23 protein-coding genes are annotated in these 24710 nt (G+C 51.2%); 13 read left to right on the forward strand and 10 right to left on the reverse strand.

Features of this window, described 5'->3' with window-relative positions:
• Window positions 1–6 precede the first annotated feature (6 nt).
• Together IPH59_13790 and IPH59_13795 are read left to right on the forward strand one after the other, a co-directional pair.
• On the forward strand, window positions 7–1230 hold the full coding sequence (locus tag IPH59_13790) for an ABC transporter permease (GenBank protein ID MBK7092770.1): 1224 nt from the start codon (window positions 7–9) through the stop codon (window positions 1228–1230).
• A complete protein-coding gene (locus IPH59_13795) occupies window positions 1223–2476 on the forward strand; it encodes an ABC transporter permease (GenBank protein MBK7092771.1) in 1254 nt (417 codons plus the stop codon). The genes IPH59_13790 and IPH59_13795 overlap by 8 nt, the downstream gene beginning before the upstream one ends.
• Window positions 2477–2482: 6 nt before the next feature.
• On the opposite strand, the gene IPH59_13800 is transcribed toward IPH59_13795, so the two are convergent.
• A complete protein-coding gene (locus tag IPH59_13800; protein MBK7092772.1) occupies window positions 2483–3526 on the reverse strand; it encodes a TolC family protein in 1044 nt (347 codons plus the stop codon).
• Window positions 3498–3719: a TolC family protein gene (locus IPH59_13805; GenBank protein ID MBK7092773.1), complete on the reverse strand. Its 222-nt coding sequence runs from the start codon at window positions 3717–3719 to the stop codon at window positions 3498–3500. The genes IPH59_13800 and IPH59_13805 overlap by 29 nt, the downstream gene beginning before the upstream one ends.
• A gap of 219 nt (window positions 3720–3938) precedes the next feature.
• Here IPH59_13805 and IPH59_13810 point away from each other — a divergent pair, with 219 nt between their 5' ends.
• Entirely contained in the window at window positions 3939–5453 is a 1515-nt protein-coding gene (locus tag IPH59_13810) for a tetratricopeptide repeat protein (GenBank protein MBK7092774.1), read from the forward strand.
• Window positions 5454–5469: 16 nt separating this feature from the next.
• On the opposite strand, the gene IPH59_13815 is transcribed toward IPH59_13810, so the two are convergent.
• Both IPH59_13815 and IPH59_13820 read right to left on the reverse strand, forming a co-directional pair.
• Window positions 5470–5886 (reverse strand): YjbQ family protein, encoded by a 417-nt coding sequence (locus IPH59_13815; GenBank protein MBK7092775.1) that lies wholly within the window; start codon window positions 5884–5886, stop codon window positions 5470–5472.
• Window positions 5887–5903: 17 nt separating this feature from the next.
• Entirely contained in the window at window positions 5904–6641 is a 738-nt protein-coding gene (locus tag IPH59_13820) for a DUF2238 domain-containing protein (GenBank protein ID MBK7092776.1), read from the reverse strand.
• A gap of 423 nt (window positions 6642–7064) precedes the next feature.
• Between IPH59_13820 and IPH59_13825 the strand changes: the two genes are divergently transcribed.
• From IPH59_13825 to arsM, 5 genes are all read left to right on the forward strand, one after another.
• Window positions 7065–8546, forward strand: a complete 1482-nt coding sequence (locus tag IPH59_13825; protein MBK7092777.1) for an outer membrane protein transport protein — start codon at window positions 7065–7067, stop codon at window positions 8544–8546.
• 14 nt (window positions 8547–8560) lie between these two features.
• A complete protein-coding gene (locus tag IPH59_13830; GenBank protein MBK7092778.1) occupies window positions 8561–9511 on the forward strand; it encodes a hypothetical protein in 951 nt (316 codons plus the stop codon).
• On the forward strand, window positions 9469–9741 hold the full coding sequence (locus IPH59_13835; GenBank protein ID MBK7092779.1) for a hypothetical protein: 273 nt from the start codon (window positions 9469–9471) through the stop codon (window positions 9739–9741). Before IPH59_13830 ends, IPH59_13835 begins: the two co-directional genes overlap by 43 nt.
• A gap of 52 nt (window positions 9742–9793) precedes the next feature.
• A complete protein-coding gene (gene bshB1 / locus IPH59_13840) occupies window positions 9794–10507 on the forward strand; it encodes a bacillithiol biosynthesis deacetylase BshB1 (protein MBK7092780.1) in 714 nt (237 codons plus the stop codon).
• Between the two features lie 153 nt (window positions 10508–10660).
• Window positions 10661–11425, forward strand: coding sequence for an arsenite methyltransferase (arsM, locus tag IPH59_13845; protein ID MBK7092781.1), 765 nt, complete (start codon window positions 10661–10663; stop codon window positions 11423–11425).
• A 62-nt stretch (window positions 11426–11487) separates the two neighbouring features.
• Here arsM and pyrF read toward each other — a convergent pair whose 3' ends face one another.
• Genes pyrF through IPH59_13875 form a run of 6 tightly spaced genes read right to left on the reverse strand, consistent with a single transcriptional unit; the run spans window position 11488 to window position 17543 of the window.
• Window positions 11488–12306 carry an orotidine-5'-phosphate decarboxylase gene (gene pyrF / locus IPH59_13850; protein ID MBK7092782.1) on the reverse strand — a complete coding sequence of 273 codons (819 nt, stop codon included), beginning with the start codon at window positions 12304–12306 and terminating at the stop codon, window positions 11488–11490.
• Window positions 12303–13223, reverse strand: a complete 921-nt coding sequence (locus IPH59_13855; protein MBK7092783.1) for a dihydroorotate dehydrogenase — start codon at window positions 13221–13223, stop codon at window positions 12303–12305. The genes pyrF and IPH59_13855 overlap by 4 nt, the downstream gene beginning before the upstream one ends.
• Complete coding sequence (locus IPH59_13860; GenBank protein MBK7092784.1) at window positions 13220–13405, reverse strand: hypothetical protein; 186 nt, start codon at window positions 13403–13405, stop codon at window positions 13220–13222. The genes IPH59_13855 and IPH59_13860 overlap by 4 nt, the downstream gene beginning before the upstream one ends.
• Window positions 13406–13409: 4 nt before the next feature.
• Window positions 13410–13994, reverse strand: a complete 585-nt coding sequence (locus tag IPH59_13865) for a hypothetical protein (GenBank protein MBK7092785.1) — start codon at window positions 13992–13994, stop codon at window positions 13410–13412.
• 29 nt (window positions 13995–14023) lie between these two features.
• Window positions 14024–16771 (reverse strand): tetratricopeptide repeat protein, encoded by a 2748-nt coding sequence (locus tag IPH59_13870; GenBank protein ID MBK7092786.1) that lies wholly within the window; start codon window positions 16769–16771, stop codon window positions 14024–14026.
• Between the two features lie 7 nt (window positions 16772–16778).
• Window positions 16779–17543, reverse strand: coding sequence for an NAD-dependent deacylase (locus IPH59_13875; GenBank protein MBK7092787.1), 765 nt, complete (start codon window positions 17541–17543; stop codon window positions 16779–16781).
• Window positions 17544–17644: 101 nt separating this feature from the next.
• On the opposite strand from IPH59_13875, the gene IPH59_13880 reads away from it, so the two are divergent.
• The 5 genes from IPH59_13880 to IPH59_13900 all read left to right on the forward strand — a co-directional run bounded on the left by IPH59_13880 (window position 17645) and on the right by IPH59_13900 (window position 24641).
• Window positions 17645–18130: a hypothetical protein gene (locus IPH59_13880; protein ID MBK7092788.1), complete on the forward strand. Its 486-nt coding sequence runs from the start codon at window positions 17645–17647 to the stop codon at window positions 18128–18130.
• Between the two features lie 143 nt (window positions 18131–18273).
• On the forward strand, window positions 18274–19737 hold the full coding sequence (locus IPH59_13885) for a cyclic nucleotide-binding domain-containing protein (protein MBK7092789.1): 1464 nt from the start codon (window positions 18274–18276) through the stop codon (window positions 19735–19737).
• Between the two features lie 10 nt (window positions 19738–19747).
• Complete coding sequence (locus IPH59_13890; protein ID MBK7092790.1) at window positions 19748–20092, forward strand: DUF3307 domain-containing protein; 345 nt, start codon at window positions 19748–19750, stop codon at window positions 20090–20092.
• Between the two features lie 12 nt (window positions 20093–20104).
• Entirely contained in the window at window positions 20105–24139 is a 4035-nt protein-coding gene (locus tag IPH59_13895) for a tetratricopeptide repeat protein (protein ID MBK7092791.1), read from the forward strand.
• 220 nt (window positions 24140–24359) lie between these two features.
• Entirely contained in the window at window positions 24360–24641 is a 282-nt protein-coding gene (locus IPH59_13900; GenBank protein ID MBK7092792.1) for a hypothetical protein, read from the forward strand.
• Window positions 24642–24710 lie beyond the last annotated feature (69 nt).

Consider the following 24710-nt stretch of genomic DNA (forward strand, 5'->3'; position numbering starts at 1 on the left):
AACCCGATGATACTTGTCTCCCTGATTCGCGAGTCGCTCGCCGCTCTTTGGGCAAACCGACTCCGTTCATTCCTAACCGTCCTTGGTATGACCTTGGGTGTGACATCCGTCATCGCCATCGTCTCAACTGTCGAAGGAATGCAGACCAATCTCGAAGACGCTTTCGCTTCACTTGGTTCCAATACTTTCATGGTCACGCGCTTCGGTTTCGGTCTTTCGATGCAGGACTACCTCGAACGCATGCACCGTCGCAAATTGACTCGCAGTCTCGTTGAACCAATTCGCGAAGGCTGCCCTGATTGCGCTGAAGTCGGCGCCGAGGCTTATGCCTCTTCGACCATCAAGTACGGCTCGAAACGCATGAGCTGGGTGCAGGTCGAAGGCAACACACCCAATATTCTTGCCATGCGCGATCTCGATGTCGCAATGGGACGCTACCTCTCTTGGGAAGACGACAGCCGCCGCAAACAGGTCGCATTCCTCGGTCATACCGTATACGATAAGCTGTTTGAAGGCATGAACGGGATCGGCGAGAAGATTAGAATCGGCAAGGATGAATTCGTCGTCATCGGCGTTGCTGAAGCTCTCGGCGGAATGCTGGGCGGTGACATGGATGAATTCGTTGCTATCCCGCTCTCAACACACCAGAAGATGTTCACCCAGCGCGGTAATCCGGTTAATCTCGTCATCAGTTCGGTCTCGCTTGAACGCCGCGAGCAAGCCATGGATCAGGTCCGCGTCGTTTTGCGCTCCTCCCGACATGTATCGTATGACGACGAGGACGATTTCACCATCGTCACACCAGATGCGATTCTGAGCTTCATCAACGACTTCACCCGCGGCTTCCGCATTGTACTGATTTCGCTCCCGTTGCTCTCGATTATCATCGGCGGTATTGTCATTATGAACATCATGATGATCTCAGTCACCGAGCGAACCCGCGAAATTGGTATCCGCAAATCAATTGGTGCGCGTCGATTGCATATCCTCGCGCAATTCCTGTACGAATCAACATTCCTGTCATTAGTAGGCGGGGTAATGGGAATCTTCTTTGGAGTGCTCATCGGCGAAAAGATTCTCACCTCACTGCTTGATATCTTCGTCACACCTACCACCTTGGCAATAACTCTCGGTTTTGGTATTTCCATGGGTGTCGGGCTGTTTTTCGGAATCTATCCTGCGGTACGCGCATCGCGATTCGACCCTATCAAGGCACTCAGCTATGACTAATTGGTCGCAAAGGATCTGGGAAACCCGCGAAGGAATGATTCTCGCGCTCGATGCCGTCCGCGCCAACAAGTTCCGCAGCCTGATGACCATCATCGGCGTTATGGTCGGCGTAGGTGCGGTGATACTCGTGAATACTATCATGGACGGTTTCACGGCTTACGCGGAATCTTCGATCGACAAAATCGGCAGCAACGTGATGTACATTATCCAATATGACGAAGGCACCGATTGGGAAAACATGACCGAGGAAGAACGCCGCCGCAAAGACATCACGATGGACGAAGCTTATGCCATTCAAGAGATGTGTCCGCTGGTGGAAGCTGTTGGCCCGCAAAAACGCGCGCAAAATAACATCGCCAAATACAACAACCGCTCAATCCGCACACCCGATGACTTCCGCGGATGCTGGCCAACACAGATGATTGTAACCAATCGCGAAGTGTCCCATGGCCGTTTCTTTGACGACAACGATATGCAACGCGAAGCGATGGTCTGTGTAATCGGTCCTGAAATTGCCGACGCCTTGTTCGACACCCATGAAGAGGCGGTCGGCAAGGTGATTCGAATCAATGGTTGGAATTTCACCGTTCTCGGTGTCCAGGCGCGCGTAGATGACTTTTTCGGCATCAGCGAAAATGACTTTATCTTCATTCCGATGACAACCTTCGACCGGCTCTATCCCAACGAGAAATCGGTAACCCTCATGTGCAGCGCTGTTTCGCGCATGCAATTCGGCGAGGCAATGGACCAGGTCATCAACGCTCTAAGGCGCGTTCGCAAGGTCCGTCCCGACGAACCCAACAACTTCGGCATTCTCACGCAGGATCGTTTCAAGGACGAGGTCGCCGGTATCACCTCCAAGGTCCAGCTCGGCGCAACTGCCGTGGCTTGCGTCGGTTTGATGGTGGGTGTAATCGGTGTAATGAACATCATGTTGGTCGCTGTCACCCAGCGTACTCGTGAAATCGGCGTTCGCAAAGCCGTAGGCGCCCGCAAGCACAACATCATGTTCCAGTTTCTCGTCGAAGCTGCCACCCTTACAATGATGGGAGGCCTGATCGGCATTATCTTTGGCGCCGGTCTCGGTTGGCTAGTGACAACATTGTTGGAATGGAAGTATTTCTTCTCGCCCGCGTGGGCGATTATTGGCTTGGTTCTATCTGCTGGAACTGGAATTGTCTCGGGGCTTTATCCTGCTTGGCGTGCCGCTCGAACCGATCCTATCGTTGCCTTGCGCTACGAATAACTGCTGCTAATCAATCTCCGGCCAGTACGACAACGCCCTCTTTAGCTCAATCTGCGACATCAGCAGATTGTACTTATCCTGCAATGATTCCATCTCGATCTGCTGGACTTCCAGCTCGGTGTCGAGATAATCGGCGTTGGTTATGACGCCGGTGCTGTAAGCAACCGAGGCTATCTCCATCGCCTTGCGTGCAAGAATCAGTTTCTCCGAAGTGATCTTCGACTTTGCGGATATCTTCGAAACTTCCTCACGATGCAGTCGAACTACCGTCTCAAACTCGCTGGTTAAACGCTCTATCTCCAACTCCAACGATTCCTGCTTTGCCAGTTCCTCGGCGCGCCTGCTCTTGGAATAACCACCGTCAAAGAGTTCGTAGTTGAGCGAAACACCGCCAGCGTAATTGAACAAAAGCTTATCAGGATCGGGCATATAACTATTCTTCCATCCAGCAGAGCTAAACAGCGACACCGTTGGTCGTAGCCGTTCCATTCCCAGTGTCAGGTTCGAGATCTCCTGCTGTTTGCGATTTGACACCACTTCCGGTTTGGATCTGATCTGCTCACCAACTCTCGTTTCGTCAAGATTCGGTTCGTCTATCGTGAGACCCGACAGCTGTTCAGTCACTTTAATCACACTGCCCGTATCGCCCAGTACTTCGCTCAGCCGGTGCAGGGCAATCTTCAGTTCGGCATCCGCAATCGCGATTTGTTCCTGATAGACCTTCAATTGCATCTCGCTCTTGAGCAAGTCAAACTGCGAAACCAATCCCAAGTCATACTTCGTCTGCGCGTCATTAAGATGTTTCTGCGAAATGGCAAGGTACTCCTCTAACAACCGACGCTGCTCCACAACCAGTGCGGCAGTCGCATAGACCCGCACCACTTGATAGGCGACTCCCTGCTTGGTTCCAAGAACCACGACTTCACTCAATTCCTTGCCCAGAATTGCCTGTCCAACCCGTTTGCGCCGTTTCCCCCAATCGAACAAGCGGTACTTTCCCGAAAGCTTGGTGTCGACCATGTTATGTGTTCCGGTTGAGATCTCGGGCATAGGGGACAGCCAACGGCAGCTTGATCTCTATTTCCGACAACCGTGAGACATAAGTGTATGTCCCGCTTAAATCTATGGTCGGCAGAAAAGCGCTTCGAGCTGCATCAATCCGGCCGTCATTTTCATTAATCCGACTCTCTGCAACAGCAATGGCCCGATTCGATTGAATCGCCTTATCAAGCGCTTCAGCCAAAGTCATCCCGAAGAGATTACTGCAAAGAACGAAAACCAGACCCACTATTGCTGCAATTTGAACCATGCGAGGCATATTCAAATATTGTGAAGGTGAAGGTCACAAGCAAGTGATTTTCATTACCGGCGAACATTCCCGTTGGAATTTCGTATATCATTGGTGAGCTTCGGCTCATCGACAATTCGTTATAATCCGAGACTCTTGTTTAGGACAATTCCAATGCTTAGAAAATCCGCACTCATCATCTTCCTGGTTCTGACAATCTTGGCAGTCGTCGTGGCGCTCAAAGACGATAAACGAGTCACCACAACTTCCAACGAAGCCTACGAACATTATCTCGCCGGCACTGAATGGATGGAGAATTTCTATTTCCGTCAGGCAATGGAAGAACTTGAACAAGCAGTTAAGCTCGACTCTAATTTTGCCATGGCACAAGCCAGTCTCGCCCAAGTTTATGCTTCCCGTGGATTCACAAAGAAATTCGAAGAAATGAAAGTGACCGCGCTTGCCAATCGCTCCTTTGTTTCGCACCGCGAACAGCTGCAGCTTGATATCTTCAAAGCACAATGGGAGGGTCGTTTGGACGAGGCATTCACATTGACCCAGGATTTCCTTCGCCAATTCCCCGAAGATCAGGATGCCTTGACTACCATGGCTTATCAGGAGTTTGCGCGGGAACATTACGAGGAATCTCTCGCGCTATTTCAATCTGTGCTAAAGATAAACCCCCGCTATGCCCCTGCATTCAATATGATCGGCTACCTGAATTTCTATCTTGGCCGTTATGATGAAGCTCTCGCGATGCTTGACAAATACATCGAACTCAGTCGCGAACAGGCAAATCCGCACGATTCGCGCGGTGAAATCCTTCATTCTGTTGGAAGATACGAAGAAGCAATCGCCGAATTTCGCCAGGCATTCAATATCAACCCCGATTTTGATTTCGCCACGCTTCACATGGCGCAGTCTTATCAGCAACTGGGACAAAATGACCAGGCTGATTACTGCTACCGTATACTCTTCGATCAAGGTCCCGCTGAAGCCAAGAAGCTCCAATACCACATTGGTTGGGCCGGCATGTTGATTCAACGTGAGGACTATGATTCTGCTCGGAGCATGTTAGAGGTCGTATTCCGCGAGGATTCTACCGGCGAAAAGAATGTCCTAGGCGATGCCTGCCGTCTGCTCGGCGCGATCTACTATCGAATTGAGAACCTCGACTCCCTGAAACTCGCTTGGGCGTGCGCTCGCGAATACCTTGACAAGGAAGTAGCAAAGAAGCCACAACTGGCGGACGATCGCGGCATACTGCAGTATCGCCGCTTCATGGATGCAACGGAGTTTGACTTATCGGGACGCAACGAGGATGCGCTAAAAGTGTTCGGCGAGCTCGTGACTACCGCCATGACCCCCGAAGAGAAACTCGGCTACCGAATTTACTATGCCAATGTTCTTCGCCGCAACAATCAGTTGGATTTGGCGATATCCGAACTTCAGAAGAATCTCTCTATCAACCCGAATCACGGCAAGACCCTGCTGAGACTGGCAGACGTTTATGAAACTGCCGGCGATCAGGCATCCGCGCTGGCTTATCGTCAACGAGCTGTCGATCTTTGGAAGAACGCTGATTCCGATTTTATCCCTTTGGTAAAATTGCGCGAGAAGCTCGAATCGTCGCTGGCATCTTCGCCACGAACCGTGGACACGCCGTCCGCCCCGGCTTCAAATAATTAGCTGTTGCTGACTCGACCTACTCGCCGATTATCTTGATCAATACCCTTTTGCGACGTTTGCCGTCGAACTCGCCGTAGAAAATCTGCTCCCACGGCCCAAAATCAAGTTTGCCTTCCGTAATCGCCACGACCACTTCCCGTCCCATAATCGTCCGCTTCAGGTGCGCATCGGCGTTGTCTTCATAGCCATTGTGGCGATATTGCGAATGCGGCTTCTCGGGCGCAAGCTTCTCCAGCCACTGTTCGTAATCCTGATGCAGTCCCGACTCGTCATCGTTAATGAACACACTTGCGGTGATGTGCATCGCATTACACAGTAGCAACCCTTCTCTGACACCGCTTTCATGCAGACATTCCTCGACCTCGGGAGTGATATTGATCAGTTGCCGACGCGACGCAGTTTCAATCCACATTTCTTTCCGATAGCTCTTCATAACAACTCCCGCCTTCCCTATCTATGTCCACCTTCACCATCACGCCGTTTGCGGTACTCCCGAAATTTCACTTCGCCAAGCGGAGTCTTGTCCTTGATCTTCAGACTATCGCGAAGCTCGGCACTGAAATCGCGATGATAGCGCCAGTTGATCACTGCCACAATCGCCATTCCCAATGCCGCACCCAAAGATGCCAGCCCCATATCTTTGTGGGCATCCCAAATGTCGCCTTGGGTGCCAAGGTATGCCATTCCCAGTTCACCGCCGAATACCTCTGCAACCAACCATTCGATCAACTCATAGAGCATCGAAAGCGACATTACCAGTTCTACCGGCAAATAGTAGCTCCAGGCGCCTTTCGCTTGGACAATGCGCATGAAGGTCTCACGAACCGGATAACAAAGTAAGAACCCGAACAAGAAATGTACCATGCGGTCAAATTGATTCCGCTCAAATCCAAACAACTCGTTGAGCGAAAAACCAAGCGTTGAGGTCCAATTCTCGTACGGAACTTCCGCATACGTGTAGTGTGATCCGATCGTATGCAGACACAAGAAGACAAACATCAGGATGTAGGATACATTGCTGAATCGAAATCGGTTGCGGGTATAGATCAGAACAGCGATGAAAACCACTGTTAGGACATTCTCCAGCACCCAATCCGAGAAATGCGAAGGCTGGTATGCCCAAAACAACCACCAGGCGCAGAACAACGCCAGTAGTTTTGTTCTCAATTCGAATCTTGAAGATGCCATCTTACTACCAAATATCACAGAGTTCTTGAAGATAGACAAATTGAGACTTTGATAAATGCATCTCAATCTTGCCGGCTCTTCGGGTGCAACAATTCATTCTCGAATATCTGTGGCTCGATTCGAGCTTGTTCGCTTCGTTTTGTTGTGAATTCAATGGTAAACAAAGTCCGCTTTTGACCGCTAAAAGCTATATGCTCGACCATCCGGGTCGCACTATCCCCCTTCCCAAAAATCGGTTGACAAAGAACTGCCATAGGCGTAATATGCCGAATCTATTTTTTGCGCAAGTTCTAAGCATTGCGCGTCTTGGGAGTAACGGGAGAGTGCGGAAGCCTTAGTGGCGCTCCATTGACAGGCGACAAAGACGCATTTGATCCTGACAGTACAGGTTGACTCATTTTTTTTCTTATCATGGAGACGATAATGAGAATTAGCAGGTTAACGACGCTTTCGCTGATGGTTGTCGTCCTCTTATCCGGGGTGGTTATGGCCGGAGGGTGGCAGTATTCGGGGGTCGGTGCACGGGCAAAGGCATTGGGAGGCGCATATCGCGGACTTTCCGATGACGGCGCAGGTGCCTACTATAACCCGGGCGGGTTGGCATTCTTAACAACCAACTACTTCAATCTCACCGCCGAATTCGCCGGTCCGAGACCCGAAGTTACGCCCAATTTCAACTCCAATGGTTACGAATTCGGCTACCTCAATGGCCAGACTCGTTATCCTGTCAAAGACAATGTCTACCTGATGGGAAACACCGCCTTGTTCTTCAAACCCAAAGGCTCAGATAAGATCACCTTTGGCGCCGCTCTCTATCAAATGTACGACCACAACGCGACGATGAACCTCTTCCAGATCTCCGATGCCTACAACAGTAAGCGTCAAGTCATGGAAGAAAATCATCGCTCCAACGTCGACGTCGTAACCTTCCAGCCGACTATTTCCTATAAGTTCTCTGATAAACTCGGAGTAGGCGTCGGTATTCAGATCAATCGCGGCGATCTTTGGATCGATCAGGTCGGCTTCGTCGATAATCCGTACGGCTATCCGCTTAATGTCCGTCCTTACGACAAGTTCCCGACGATCACGTCCATCGACGGGTTCGGCTACGGAATTGGCGCCAATATCGGTTTCCAGTACAAGCCCAATGAAAAGGTCAGCTTTGGCGCAAACTTCATCTCCAGTTCGAAAATCAAGATCGATGGAGAATCAGTAGAGCGCATCTACTTCCCATTCAATCAAGGTATCGCCAACCTTTACAATGACCCGCAAGTCAACGGCATACCAAATCAGGCTGAAATCCGCGACACCTATTCCAACGGCAACGAGTGGATCGTCCTGAGCAACTTCGATGTCGATATGAAACTGCCGTCAGAATTCGGTGCTGGCGTTGCCATCCAGGCAAACGAACAGACCTTGGTCTCGGCGGATATTACCTATACCATGTGGTCGCAGTTTGATGACTTTGCGGTCGTCATAACTGAACGTGATTTCCTCGGCTCGACTAACCCGCAAGCATCCGATATCTGGAAATCATTGCTTCAGGCGCCGCTGTATCGGTTCAACTGGGACGACGCAATTCGCCTCAGCCTCGGTCTCGAACGTGTAGTGAACGAACGCTGGACCGCGCGCTTCGGCTATATGTATGACGGCTCGCCGATTCCTGATGAAACCTTCAACCAGGTATTTATCGATACCGGCAACAAACATCATCTCAATATCGGCGCCCGGTTCTTCCTCAATGAGAGAATTACCTTCGACGGTGCTTTTGAAGCGGTTTTTGCTGGTTCTCGTGAAGTCGGCGAAGCAACTGATGCCGATGGCAATGGCACTTGGGACAACTTCGGCGGCGAGTGGAAGACTAAGAGCTTCAATTCCACTTGGGCTCTTAACTATCGGTTTTAGGTGAGGTGTTGAAAATGAACAATAGATTCTTCTACATAGTCGCTCTGGGAGTCTTGTTGCTGGTGGCCGCTGGCTGTACACGCCGCGACAATCCGACAATCCCGCAAGATCTGACAGCTGGTGCCGTATCTCAAGGTACGCACCAATTCAAGGGCCTTCACCCTGACAGCGCGATCTGGAGCCAGTTCCCCAGCCGCTGGATTTCTGTTTACACTCCCCCCGGTTATGACTTTAACACTACCGGCGCCCGTTTTCCGGTATTGTATCTGCTTCCCGGTTACGACGGCGAACCGTCTTTCTATTATCGCTTCGGCAATGAAAACTACTATCGCGCCAGTGCGATCGGCGCCGTAGCTGATGAACTAATTGCGTCAGGCGAAATCAAACCGATGTTCATCGTTATGCCGGATGCATCTTTCTATTACGGCGGATCATTCTACAATAACAATGACTTGACCGGCAAGTGGGAAACCATGATGTCTACCGAGTTGATAGATTACATCGACGTCAACAACCAAAGCGGTATTCGCTCAATCGTCGACAAAGAATCCCGCGCAATTGGCGGCCATTCTTCCGGCGGTTACGGCGCTGTGCGCATCGCAATGAAATATCCCGACGTCTACAACTCAGTCTCGGCAATTGACGCCCCGCTGGCATTTTCCGAAGGAAACATGACCGAGTTATTCCAAAGCTACTTGCAGGAATCAAACATCACTACGGAAGCCCAATTCTTCGATGCTGACACTACCGGTTTCCGGGGCGATAACCAGCAGTACAAGATGTTGGTCTATTCCATGGCTGCTTCATTCTCGCCGGCGGCTTACGATAACACCACTCTATTTGGACGTTTGCAGATTGCCCTCCCTTCGATTATCAGGGCAATATCGATCAACCGGTATGGAATCAGTGGTTGGCAAACGACGTGTATAGCTGGCTCGACAACGCCACCTATCGCGCAAACCTGAGCGGACACAACCTCTACTTTGAAACGTCCGACCACGACCAGAATTTCTTTAACTTGCAGACAGAAGCGTTCGTCGAGAAGCTTCACGACCTGAACATCAACCATCAAGATGCTTCATTCACGAAGTATCCTGGTGACGATGCCCAGTCGCGCACCTTCTTGTATGACCGCCTTGCCAATATTCTCAAGTTTCATAATCGATACTTGAAAGACCAAAACGGCAACTTCTAAGGCAATCACAATGCCGGGCTTCAGGCTCGGCATTGTCGTTTAAGGCCAAAAAATGAACGACCATATCTACGATCTCATTTCTATTGGCGCTCATCCGGACGACGTCGAAGTCGGCACCGGCGGTGTCCTGCTCAAAATGTCGCAGGCGGGCAATAAGGTCGGCATCATCTATCTGACCAGAGGCGAAATGGGAACCGGCGGAACGCCGGCAATCCGCGCCGACGAGGCCCTTAAGGCAGCCCAAATTCTCGGCGCCGATCTGCTCGAGACACTCGACTTCGGCGACACCAAGGTCATGGATACCCCTGAGAATCGCAATATCGTCGCAGAGTTGATCCGCAAGTATCGCCCTCGAGTTCTCCTTGCCCCATGGAATCGTGGCGGTCACGGCAAACGCGGCTCCCATCCGGATCACCTTGCAGCCGGCAACATCGTAATGAACGCCTGCTACTACGCGACTTTCAAGAAACTCCCCATAAACGGCGAACCCTACGCTGTCCCGGCTCTGTTCCACTACTTCCTACCGGTCGAGGAACACCCCACATTCGTGGTAGACATCACCGATCAATTCGACGGCTTCATCGCCGCCCTCAAAGCCCATGAGTCGCAATTCCTTAACCCCGAAAAACCCCGAACCCGCGACTATATCTGGACACTCGAAAGCATGGCACGCGCTTACGGCAACATGATTGGTGTCAAATACGGTCAGGGCTTCAAGATTGGCGAACCGCTCAGAATCAATAACATCTTCAATCTGATACCCTGAACCGACCGAACTTAGTACTTCTGGACCTTCAGAATTTTTTTTCAGAAAAAAATGAAACCCTTGACTTAATCTTGCGGTAAACTATACTAAACAATCATTTCGTTAAATGACGAAATGACGAAATAAGAATCAAAACTCTAATAAGGAGTCTATATGGATACCAGCAAGCAAATCAAGGAAACGGTTAAACAGCACTACGGCGATATCGCCCGCTCCGGCGCTTCCTGCTGCTCAACCGGCGAAACATCCTGCTGCGGTCCCGACTGCGGGGATGTCACCAATCTCGCGCACGGTTACGACCTCAAGGAACTTGCCGCCCTTCCCGAAGGCGCCGATCTTGGCCTGGGTTGCGGCAATCCGCTTTCATTGATCCAGTTTCAGAAGGGCTGGAAAGTCCTTGATCTCGGCTCCGGAGCTGGTATCGACGTCTTCATGGCAGCCAAGCGCGTCGGTGAAACCGGCCATGTCACCGGTCTCGACATGACCGATGAGATGCTCGCTCGTGCAAACGCCAATGCCGAAACCGGCGGCTTCAAGAACGTCTCCTTCGTCAAAGGCGAAATTGAATCGATGCCGTTCGAGGATAACACTTTCGATCTCGTCATCTCAAACTGCGTCATCAATCTCGTTCCCGACAAGGCACAGGCTTATCGCGAGATTCGCCGCGTCCTCAAACCCGGCGGCCATTTTGCCATCGCCGATATGGCCACGCGTGGTGATATGCCCACTGACGTGCGCAAGTCTGCCGAAGCGTGGGCTGGTTGCGTTGCCGGCGCGCTTGACCTGGAGGGATATCTTAGAACCATCCGCGAAGTTGGTTTCTCCGATGTCTCTACCAAGTTCGTCAACGAGTACGACTTTGCTCGCAGTGACGAGTTTGCCCTGCTCTCTGTCGGTTTGGTCGGCACCAAAATCTAACCCCCAATAGAAAAGGGCGACCGTTTCCGGTCGCCCTTGCTTCTTTTGCTATCGAGTAAAACCTAAACGGCTCCGGCGCGCACCTGATTGATGCGGGTATTGAAGCGATCAAGTTCACTTGCCGCGCGTGAGGCAAAATCCTGCTCCTTGGACGCAAAGATCACGCCGCGTGAGATATTGATGATCACCAGGCCGTCGCCAAGTGTACCGTATTCGACTGCTTTGTGAAGATCGCCGCCTTGGGCGCCGACTCCGGGAATCAAGAACGGCAGTTTTGGCGCCTTCATTCTGATTTCCATGATCTGCTCCGGCTTTGATGCGCCGACAACCAACCCGAGATTCTCGTTCCGGTTCCACGTGTTGACCTTGTCAACGACGTGCATATACAGCGGTTTGCCGCCGCTTTCCAGATACTGGAAATCCTTGGCGCTTTCGTTCGAAGTCAGGCAGAGGATGAATGCGAACGCATTTTCGTACTCAAGGAACGGCGCAATCGAGTCCCAGCCCATGTAAGGCGACAATGTGACGGCATCGCCTTCAAGATCGTCAAAGATCGCTTCAGCGTACTTTTTGGCAGTGTTGTCAATATCGCCGCGCTTGGCATCGAGAATAACCGGCATCTCTTCCGGGATGTACATCAGCGTCCGCTTGAGAGTTTCCATACCGCGCGGACCCATCGCTTCGTAAAACGCCAGATTCGGCTTGTAACAACAGCACTTGTCCTTGGTAGCGTCTATGATTGCTTTGTTGAATTCGAATACCGGATCAGCGCTGCTCATCAGGTGCTTTGGCATCTTCTCAAAATCCGAATCCAGCCCGACGCACACCAAAGAGTCATTCTTTGCCTGTGCGTTGGTTACTTTCTCTATAAATGCGTTCATATCTTCACTGCCTTTCCAATTAGATCGTTCACATCCGCTATATTCCGCTGCCGCAGGTACTCTGTTAGCCCGTCGATGGCTTTGATCGTGCAATCTGGCTGAATGAAATTCGCCGTACCAAATTGCACACCCTTGGCGCCTGCCAACATAAACTCCACAACATCACGATAATCCATGATCCCGCCGATTCCCACGATCGGGATCTTGACGGTATTATATACCTTCCATACGGCTTGAATTGCAACCGGTTTGATTGCCGGACCAGACAATCCGCCGGTAACATTGGTCAGCTTTATCTTCCAAGTATACGGATCAATTGCCATCCCGTACAGGGTATTAATCAATGCCAGGGCGTCTGCACCTGCCTCTTCGCAGGCTTTGGCGATTGGCTTGATATCCGCAACATTGGGGGACAATTTAGGCATTAACGGAAAATCGCAGATCTTGCGAACCTTGCTGACCACTTCATATGCGATTTCCGGCTTCGAGGAAAACTCCATCCCGTCGCCTTTGACATTCGGACAGGAAATATTTAACTCAACCATGTCGATTTCGTCGTGCCCATTGAGCTTATCTACCACGTAGATGAACTCTTCAATATCAAACCCAGCGACATTGACAACGATCTTGGTCCCGAGCCCTCGCAGGAACTGCAATTTGTCGCGCACATATGCATCCACGCCGACATTGGCCAATCCAATGGCATTGAGCATTCCCGATGCCGTTTCGGCAGTCCGAGGCGGCTTGTGCCCCTTACGCTCGTGTCGGGTTATTGATTTGGTAACGATCCCGCCCAAACGCGAAAGGTCGATGTATTCATTGAATTCTTCGCCGTAGCCAAATGTGCCGGAAGCTGTCATTACCGGATTGGCAAACTCGACTCCGCCGATGTTGACTTTGAGACTGGGTGTGCTCACAGCTCCACCTCGTTCGCTTCAAACACCGGTCCTTCGCGACATACCCGCAAGTACTTGTCCTCGCCGTCCTGCTTCACTACACATCCGAGGCACGTCCCCAAACCGCACGGCATAATCGACTCTAACGACAAATAGCATGGCGTGGCAAACTCCTTCGCCAGACTCTGAATCGATTTGAGCATCCCTTCAGGCCCACAAGCACAGATAACGCTTTTTTTCTCCTGCCATTCCACCGGCAAGATCCGCTCTGAGCAAATCGCTGACAAATCCCTTGTGTCCTCGCGAACCGTCGTCGGTCGAGACCGCTTTGTCAATCGACAAGCCTTCGACTCTTTCGCCCATCACGCAGTCTTCCGCTTTGCCAAATCCCATGTAAAACTTGATCAGCTTGGGATCATGCCCGTTTCGCAGACACGTCTTGGCGAGAAGATAAATTGGGGGGATTCCTACGCCACCGCCCACGAGGAGCAGCTGTTTCGACTTATCCGGAATCGGAAATCCATTTCCAAGCGGTCCCAATAGATCAAGAACGTGTCCCGGCGCAACTTTGGACAGAATTGCCGAACCACGCCCGAAGACCTTGTACAGCACGTCGACCGTGCCGCTTTGCTCGTCGTAATCAAAAATGGAAAACGCCCGGCGGAGCAACGGATCGTTGCCTTCCGATGTCGGTTTGATATGAAGAAACTCGCCCGGATGGGGAAATGATTTCAGTTTTAGCTTAATGGAAAGAAGGTACGCGCCGGCCCCCAATGCCCGATTCTCCACCACCTCACAACTACGAATTATGTCACGCTTATCTATCGATACACCTCTGGCAGCTTAATTTCGTAGTTATATATAAAGTACTTTCCGCTAAGTTTCAAGGGCTCAATCTTCAGCGTATCAAAATAAGTATCCAATAATGCCTTTTCAACCTCGCGGTCGATGGCCACTATTTTGGAACCCTTCAGGAAGATTACTTCACTAACTTTACCGTCAAACTCGATCTTAATCTTCAGAACAACGCGACCCTCAAACTTGCTGGTTGAGGCTTCGACCGGATAGACGAACTCGCCAGTAACTGATGGAATGTCATCAATTAGCGGCCAGGCGTCAATTTCCTGCCGTAACATCTCTTCATCCAATTGCCCTTGCGTCAGGGTATCGATAACTTCGGTCTTTGTTGTGTCGGTTTTCTTGACTGAATCCGCTTGTGCAGCCAATCGCTGCTGTTGTTGCTGTTGCTGAAGCAGCGCTTGCTGCTGCTGAGCGAGTCGATTGTTGGTCTTTCCCGAGCCGCTCGCCAATCGCAGCGCTTCGTCACCAATCTCAGTTCCCGCATACTTTTCCGCCAACTTCTTGAAAACGAATATCATCGTCGAGTCAATGTACTCTGGTTCAGCCGGCTTGGCTTTGACTGCCGTTGAGTCCGATCCCGAGGACGAAACTTTGGTAGAGTCGTTTCCGACGAGAGAGGTTCTGGTCGAATCCTTACCCTGAGCAATTTGCGTCGTATCATTCACCAATTTGCCCTTGGTCGTATCAGGCCTTGGCGCTCTTGCTGCCAAAATCGAATCTCGCTTCGCTGCTGCAGCCATTGTATCGATTGGGATGTCGGTTCGGCCAATCATATCCGCAAGCCTGACAATGCTATCGCCCGCAGAAGCCTTAACACTGTCCTTCGAAGACACAGCGCCCTTAGCCGAATCTGCTTTGGGCTGAGAAGTGCTATCCTTCGCCGCTGGCTTGGCAAGGCTATCCGTCACCAACCCTTTGGCGCTATCAATAACCATCGGATTTTTCACCGAATCTGCGCCGCTGGAAACCTTTGTCGAATCGCCGACCTTGATAGTCACGGTGCTGTCACTATCTGAAGTCATCAGCGAATCGAGTACGATTGGCAATTTGGAAGAATCGAGCACTATCGTAGAATCACCTAACTTTGAGGTGCTGTCTGCAGCAACAGCAACGGGAGTCTCCTTTGGCCGGATGATTGGCGTCGTTGAAGGCACGAACTGCATTAACTGTATCTTCGCCAATGCAAACTCCGATTTCGGAACCAATCGCGATGATGGGAATTCATCAATCAACCGCTGGAAAAGCGACTTGGCCGAATCGAGATTCTCGGCATCAAACAACTGATTCTCTGCCATTCCATACAATTTGTCAGGATAAACGTCGTACGGTTCCGCTCCCGACAAGTCCAACAATTCAACCGCCTTCTGAAGCGCATCTGATTGAGGGTACTGGTCAATAACCTTCTGATACTGCGCGTGCGAGGCGACGGTGTCAGAATAATGATTTTCGAGAATCCAACCGATTGCCAACAACGAACGTGGCGCCAATGGGCTATCCGGACCAAGTTCTATAATCTTGCGATACTCCTGCATTGCCGAGTCGGGACGATTGAGTTCCGTGCGATACATCTCCGCTAACAGGTATCTGCTCTGCAATGCAGTTTCAAGCGAATCCGAACCGACCGCGGCCAGATACGTTTCCACTAGTTGAATATCAGCGACCTTTTCTTGCGCCTTGACCCGCCACTCGCCACCGCGTTGTTCCTTGCCGGCAAGAGAATACATGTCCTTGGCGACTGCCAGATCGCCCCAGTCATCTTGGGCGAGTTCACCCAATCTATAGTATGCTTCCGCGGACTCGACTCGTTTTTCGAAATAGACTCCGATGTCATCATACATCAGGATCGCCTCGCGTTCATTTCCGAGCAGCTTGTTGCCATCCGCTATGCGCAGAAGGATGTTTCCGAGTTGTACTGAGTCCTGTTGTTCATCACGCAATTTCTCAAACAAAGCCAAACCGGCTTGAACGCTGTCAATCTCAAACAGTGCGGTCCCCTGCCGGTAGCGCGCATCAAACTTGGTCTTGTCGACTTGTGTTGTCGTTGACGCTTTGGCAAATGACTCCGCCGCGTCTTCATAACGCTCAAGTTTGAATTGCAGTTCGCCCATCTTGAAGTAGACATCAGCGGTTCGGAAATTGGATGAGTACTTATCCACGAACTGCTTGTAGAATTCTATCGCTTCAGCGTCCAATTCCTGCTTGGCATTCATTTCAGCCATCAGGAATATTGCCTCGGCACGCCACGCGTCGTTCTTGCTCGATTCGATAAACTCAACGAAGACTTCCTGCGCTGGAACATAGTTTTCGAGCTGATAACGCGACTTGCCAAGGAAAAACCGCGACTCGTCCGCGTACTTGGAATCCGGGAAATTTGAGAGCAGCTCGCGGAATTTGCGCTCGCCCTTGGCGAACTCGCCAAGATAATAGAAAGACTTGCCGATTACGAACAACGCATCATCAACCCATTTTGAAGTGGGGTGTTCGCTCAATACCTTTGATGCCTTCTTGATGGCGGTTTCATAACCCTTGATTTCCGCACCCGAGGCCTCGTCGCGATTGGCCTGCCTGCGTGACGACTCTGCGCTATTGAAATTCTTGCGCGCCAGATAGAAGGTGTTGTAATAAACACAACTATTTACCGTCCCTGCCAAGGCCAATAGCAGGCCGATATAAATCAAGAATCTTCCAGATGGCATCGTAATCTTCATAACCGTCCTAATGAGCTACTGTATTCGTACGCGATTCGCCACAGGCTCCGATTTTCTCCCAGAGCGCGGAAAGTATAACTCCTGATGGCGTGCGATACACTTCATCAGCGTGAGGACTTATTCTCGTTTCTTCCAAGTTTATCTCCACCAGGTATGCTCCGCTTCGTTTGGCGACGATCGGTAGATCCGCCGCAGGAAACACCTCTGCCGACGTTCCGATACTGAGAAACAACTCCGCCGCCCGTGACTCTGATATCGCCGTAGAAATCGCCTCCTCCGGCAACATCTCCCCGAACCAGACGACGTCGGGACGGATCATTCCGCCGCAGGAACACAGCGGAAGCTTGTCTTCCGAAAAAACAGCATTCGGAGCCGGTCGCTCACATCGGATGCACTTGTCCCTAAGTATGTTACCGTGCAGCTCTATCACTTGTTCCGAACCGGCGCGTTGATGTAAATTATCGACATTCTGCGTGATAAGAGTAAACTCCGGCAGGTGTTTTTCCAATTTCGCGAGAACCTCATGCCCCGGATTTGGCTTTGATTCGCCGATCAGCTTTCGGCGCCACGAATACCACTCCCAAACCAGTTTCGGGTTCGCCATGAAGCCATCTATCGACGCCAATTCCTCGGGGTTGAACTTCGACCACAGACTATCACTGCCGCCGCGAAAGGTCGGCACTCCTGATTCAGCCGACACACCAGCACCCGTCAAAACTACCGTACGCGGTCGGCCGCGTAGAATCTTGACCAGTTTATCGGAAGGCATCATCGCAGAAATATACCCATTCGCCGATGACTGTCAAGATAACGCTGGTAATAGCTGTTGCTGATGGCTGAAGGCACGATTATTATACATCAATGCGATACCTCTTGCTCCCACTATTCCTTGCATTTGCGTTCTGTGCCGCTCCGGTATCTGCGCAATCAGACAGTTTAATCATCACCGAGTCAAAACCAGTCCTTAAGCCCGAAAAACCGCGCCGATCCCCGATGGGAGCACTATTGCGTTCGGTCGCCGTTCCAGGCTGGGGGCAATTCTATAACCGCAAATACGTCAAGAGCGCGATTGTCTTCGGCGCCGAGTCATTCTTTATCGTCAAGTCGATTCAATGGTGGAAGAAGACTGAGGACCAATATGATCTGGTCACGCAAACTGAATCAGGGCGTGACTTTACCACTTATCTCAACTACCGCGATCGCCGCAACGACTATCTTTGGCTGACTGGACTCTCGGTGTTTATCAGCATGTTCGACGCCTATGTTGATGCTCACTTGTCCGGTTTTGATGTCGACCTTACTCCCGATTTCGAAGGCGACAAATCAGGCGCTCAACTCAAAATCACTTACACATTCTAAGCACTAAGCTTCACATCTTCGTTTGTTTCATCCTGGTACAATCTCGACCCCACCTTTTTCGACTTGTGCCCGCATTGAACCCGTGCGGAATCTGTTGACTGGTGCCGATATAAAGGGAGTGGGGTGGGGCGCCCATATTATTAATGACTAAAGAAACGGCGAACTTATCAGTACCGGCAGTAGCCGGCGTGCGACGGCATTTTGCAGCCGGTGAAGTGATTTTCCGGCAAGGCGACGCCGGTTGCACACTGCTCTTTGTCTTGTCAGGTACCGTCAGAATCGTCAAGGACGACATCGATATCTCTCTTGGCGGCCGCGGAGAGTTCTTCGGCGAAATGTCCCTTTTGGAGAACTCCCCCAGATTCGCTTCAGTGATTGCTGAAGACGAGTGCGATGCCATCGAATACAATCTCGAAGAATTTTCCAAACTCGCCCGCAGTGAGCCGGAGTTTGCCATCGCTGTAATGCGCAATCTCAGCCGCAAATTGCGCGACTCCGATTCGACTCGCGTAGCTGAACTCGAAGAAAACAACGAGCAACTCCAATCCAAGAATTCAGAGCTGGCACGCGTCAACGATTTCCTCGAGAAGGTCATCGACCGCTCGCCGGCAGGCATCGCGATCATCGATCAGGATGGACAGGTTGAACTGCTCAATCCCGCCGGTCGACGGATGCTGGGACTGGAAAACGCCACGCTGCCCGTTCCGTTGCTCAACTTCTTCGTCGAAAGCAATCCGCTCCAAGATCTCCGGACCAGCAAGGTTTCGACCTGGTCAGGACAATACACTGTCAAGCTTGGTTCTGTTGCCAGAACGTTCTTCATGTCGATTTCGCACACACGCGCAACCTCCAGTCATGACCGATATCTGATCAACTTCGAGGACATTTCCGAGCTGATCGAGCTCAACGAACAGATCGTCAAGCTTGATCGTTTCGCAACTGAATCAGAAATGGCATCCGAATTCGCCCACAGCATCAACAACTATCTGACTGTTATCAGTGGAAATCTCGAACTTCTGCAACTTCGTCTCGGTGCTGGCAGCGACGACAAGAGCATGCGTCATTTGGAGACTATGCGCTCCAGCGTCGACTCGATATCCAACTATGTCGAAGGTCTCATGGGCACGCGTAATGACTCGGCAGTCTTCACGCGCAAAAACCTTGCAGAGACTGTACGTGTGATGGTGCGGGTATTGCGTCCGCAGAAGCGCTTCCACAATATCGATGTCGCCACCAATGTTGCGCTCGATTTCCCGAAACTGGTCAACTTCTGCGAAATTCAAATGCAGCAAGTCCTGCTCAACCTTCTGATCAACGCCGCTGACGCGCTGAACAGCCAGGAAGGAAACGACGCCCCGCGCATAGTAATCACGCTGCGTTACGATCCAAAAACGGCATCCGTACTGCTCAGCGTCTCCGACAACGGACCCGGACTTGCTCCGGAACGCCTACCCGAACTGTTTGTCCGGAGGTTCACTACCAAGGCAAAAGGACACGGCATCGGACTGATAACAATCAAGAAAATCATCGACCTGCATAACGGCACAATCACTGTCACCTCAGGCGCCGGTCAAGGCACCACATTCCTGATAACAATCCCTGCTTGAGGTGAATGAAATGCCGGATACCCTATTCTTTTTGATTCTTGGCCACATCTTCGGCGACTTCGCCTTACAGACCGACCATATGGCAAAGTACAAAGGCTCAAACAAGGCTATCCTGTCACTGCACGTTTTGGTCTACGTTGTCACCATCGGAGCATTCTGGTGGATCGGCGAGTATCTGCTCGATCAAAGACCATTCCCGACGCTGTTTGCTGGAGGAATTCTGGCCACACTATATGTTCAGCACTGGCTACAGGATCATATCAAGTCCAACAAGACCAATGGTGGAAAACACGCTTTCTTTGTCGACCAAGCGGCTCATCTCGCCGTGCTTTATATAATCCGCATCATCTATTAGGAGCCGAAGAACTTGAAATCCGCGGTCGTTCGCTACCTGCCCAGACTTCTTCGCGAATGGAAATCCAATAATCGGGAAACGAACCACAACGTCACTCAACATTCGCGCATCCTGCTCTTCGCCGATGCCAGCGGCTTCACTGTCCTAACCAGGAACTTATCATTGCAAGGTCGCGTTGGATTCGAACATCTCACTGACCTGCTCAATAACCTCTTTGCATCGCTCGCCGCTGATGTTGCGCGCCACAATGGCGATATCTTGAAGTTCTCCGGCGATGCCGTTTGGTGCTGTTTCCCCGAAAATACTAACATTCTCAAGGTTTACGCAGAGATGTTGACGACTATCGAGACGATCAATCGTGAACAGGTCGTATGTCGTCAGTTCCCGCTGTCGCTTCATGCCGGCGCTGCCAGAGGGACCATCGACTTGCTTACCGTATCCTCAGACAATGGTCGCGCCGAGTTTGAAATCTCGGGTGAAGCCATTCTCGCTGCATATCGAGCTTGCGATCTTGCGAAATCAGGCGAACTATGCCTTTCGACAGAACTGGCTAACTCATTGCCGACGACAGAAATCACGCGTCGTGAGCAGGACTTCGTCATCGTAACACCGTCGCCTGCTCCCGCAGTGAATCGCAACACACTTGAGTTGCAGCAGATCGAACTTGGCTACAGCGACGACTCACTTCTCAAGTATGTCCCTGATTCTTTGCTAAATCGCATCATGGGGACATCCAACCAGTCGACCATCGAAAGTGAACATCGCAATGTCCATGTTGCCTTCGTCAATGTGCAGCCAGTTTCCAGAGATGCCCAACCGGAGCATCTTCAACAGCACCTTGCAAAAATCATGAACGCGATCCACGACTCCTCCGGCACAGTTGCTCGTATCGACCCTTTCGGCTCCGGCCACAAAGTGTTGGCGCTGTTCGGCGCTATCGTAGCTACCGGCAATGACTCGTTGCGTGCTCTTAAGGCCGCAGTCGAGATATCCAAAATCGAATCTGAGCATTTCGAAACGCGCGTTGGTTTGACATCTGGTCCATTGCTATGCGGCGAGGTCGGTTCGCAACACCGATGCGAATTCACCGTCATGGGCAATGCGGTCAATATGGCTGCCCGCCTAATGACGAAAGCTGATCCTGCCGGACTTCTGCTCGATGAACAGTTCTATCAAGCTGTCGCCGGTTTTTGCAGAGCGCATCCCCTTCAAATGAACTTGAAGGGATTCGATGTTCCAGTCACGGTCTATGCCTTTGAATCACTTCAGGAACAGCAATCGCAATTGCGGCGTCCGCGCCAACTCTTTGGACGCAGCACCGAACTCGAGCAACTTCGTAGTGCGCATGATCACGCCGTATCCTCCGGACCAATCTGGCTATCACTTTCAGGTCCGGCGGGAATTGGAAAATCATCACTTGTCGCAGTTGCCATCGAAGATGTCTCTGCCGACAAGATTCTCTATTTCGATGCCGCAGACAGCCACCTCCGTTACGGCGGTTGGCTGATCTATGAAATCATGCGGCGTTCGCTGAACTTGGAAACTTCCGAAGAGCTTCTGGCTCTAGTATCAACTCGGCTCGATCCGCAATGGCTGCCCTTGATTTCGGTTTTGACCGGTCAGCCGCGAAAAGTTGACAACAGCCTGTCCGACCTGACTCCGGAACTTCGCATCAGCAAGACTGCCGAACTCGTCGCCGATATCATCGGACAATCCCTTAGAGATAAATTGCTGGTTCTCGACAATCTCGAGTCACTCGATTCACTGTCTGTTTCGATTCTCAGGTTTTTGATCGCTCGGCCTAATACGACTCAATTCTTGGCGATATTGATTGATAACGAAACACGCTGGGATGACGCCAGCCCCGCCGTCGTTGCCCTTCCACTGGCAGGACTCTCCGAATCCGAACAGCGCGAGTGGCTCAGTACAGTCTTTGTTCGCGGCAAACGCGAGCTTGACCTTGAGAATCACCTTATCAACGTTTCAAGCGGCAATCCGTTGATTATCGAAGAGACACTGCAGTACTTAATCAAGTCACGTGCAATTGCCAACGTCTCCGATTTGAAGCTCTATGATGTCGTTGCCGGCGTCGGCGAGATCGCACTGAGTGGTCGGCTCGAGGAACTCCAACTGGCGAGGTTCGATCAACTTCCCGAAGAGCACCGCAACCTACTCAAAGCTGCATCGGTCTTTCCACAGTCGTTTTGCTCCGAGGACCTCTCTTCTCTCAAGAGCAATTGGACCAAGGAACAAATCGAATCGACGATTCGATTGCTCTGTCAATCCGATTTATTAACAGCTGATTTTCAGTATGCATCAACAACGCCGCAATATCGCTTCTACCGGAACATTCTGCGCGAGACCATTTATAATCGTACGCCCGTACTCCAACTACAGAATTGGCATTCTTCCATCAGCACTAAGCTGCTGCGTGAACCGGGCGACTCTCGAATTCAAGACTTGGCATACCACCTCGCACGGGCAAACCGCCCCGCCGAGGCGTTCCATTACAGCCTTAAAGCAGCCGTCTACGCTATCGATGCCAACTTGTCATTACCTGCTGACAACTATTTCCGTCAATGTGAATCATGCCTGAAGAATGCCGGTTCAGATTCCATCGACTCCACAATGCTTTTCGAGTTCTGCCACCGGGCGGCTGATTTCTACATCGCGGAAGGCAACTACCGGCAAGTCCGCGCTATCGCGCAACTCTGGCGTCATCATGCAAAGCTGGCCGGTCTTCAAACAGAGCAACACGGGGCTATCAACCGACTTGCACAACTACTCTGGAAACAATCGCGTTATCACCTTTGCCGAATTGCATTGGATTACGTCGAACGTGAATTCCCTTCTACGGACAAATCATTGCTGATTGACACCTACGCATTGCGCGGTGAACTCCAACGGCGCACCGGCAAGATCAAAGAAGCTCAAGAATCGTGTAAACAAGCCGTCACCTTATCCGAGTCTGTTGGCGACATTCAAAGGCAAGCGCACTCGCTTAACAATCTCGGGCTTGCATATTGGACCGGCGGAAATCTCGATGAAGCCTCCAGATGTTTCGAAAAATGCCTAAGTCTGCACGAAGCCAAGAACTCTCGCTATCTCGGCGCGCGAATCGCCAACAACCTGGCAATCATCTCAGAAGAACGCGGCAACTACGTTCGCGCACGTCAACTCGCCAATCGCGCACTTGAAGTTTTTGCCGAGTATGGCGATCGCCGCAACCAGTCGTATGCGTCCGGCAATCTCGCCAACTTGCTTGTTCACGCCGGTCGTATTCGCCAAGCCATCGAGCTTTTTACGACTGCTGATCGCATCTTTGTCCATCTCGGCGAAAATCATCCCCACTTCTATACCATAGGCAATCTCGGCGATATCGATCTCATCCTCGGCCGGCTCGATGAAGCCAAAGCCAAGTTTCAGTCGGTTCTCGAATTCGCCCGGAGCGCTGGCGACAAAGAGCTCGAAGCCGAAACTGCTGTCCGTCTGACCGAATGCGCATTCTACGGCGGAGAGAGTGTTGGGATCGAGAATCTCTATCGCTCAGCAATAACGATGGCACAGGAAGCCGGTTCGCTTGAGTATCAAACGCGCGCGACGGTTGGTCTCTGCCGCTACCTTATTGGTGTTCGCGATGCTGACTCAGCCCGAGCGCATATTGGCGAATTGCGCGCCTTCGCTGACGAATCCAAGTCATTGCGTACTCAGAATGAGTCTGAATTCTTACAGGGAGAAGTCGATCGAATCGCCGGTTCAATCGATCTGGCAGTTGCGTCATATCGTCGTTGCTGTGACTATGCCCGTACGCAGGAACAATTCGAACTGCTCTTGAAATCGCTGGTAAGATTATCCGAGACCGACACTGTGAACGCCGAATCTCATCTTAGGGAATTGGCGTTGTTGCTCAACAATTTCGCCGTTTGGAATGATCCTTCCTTATATAAGGATCTGCTCGGCTCCAGATATTATCGATATTTTCAGTCCACTTTGGTGAAGGCGCAAGCCACAATTTCTATCGAATCCACCCAACGCTCTATTGGTTGATTCCCCCTCTTTTTCCCGGAATTTTCACTGTTCAAAAAAGTGTCCAATAATGAAACACTCATTAAGCACCGTAAACTGCTTGCTAAATAATACATTAACTTTTTCGGGCGAATTTGTTCGCCTGCGAAACAGGATGGCAACCCCTTTGCATTAACCCATGCCGATGAAGAGAAGTGAACTCAACGACGGCACCAGCAACAGTGTCGGTAAGGAGGAGAGAGTGAAGCGTTCAAGTAAGTCCAAGCGGTACGTCTCGATAGTGGGACTTTTACTTGCCTTCTGTTTTTCAGTTTTCATGTTCACCGGCTGTTCCAGCAACTCTGTCACGCCGGAAGACCAGAATCCTGTTGATGAAAAAGTTAATTACCTCTATGAGACTGGTGAAGCCGACAAGAATTTTGCTGGTCCGGGAAAATGCCTTCGAGCTGCTCTGACCCGGGCTACCAGGCTCGAAAGAAGTCGGAAGCTGATCGACGAGCAAGGGCGGATCTTTGGCGATTGAACTCGCAACCGGTTTGCCAGTCCGGTCTGCAGGTGCGCTGAAGCCCGCGACCAAGATCTCTCTTGAGGT

Source organism: bacterium, assembly GCA_016708315.1.
In the GTDB taxonomy this organism is placed as follows: domain Bacteria; phylum Zixibacteria; class MSB-5A5; order CAIYYT01; family CAIYYT01; genus JADJGC01.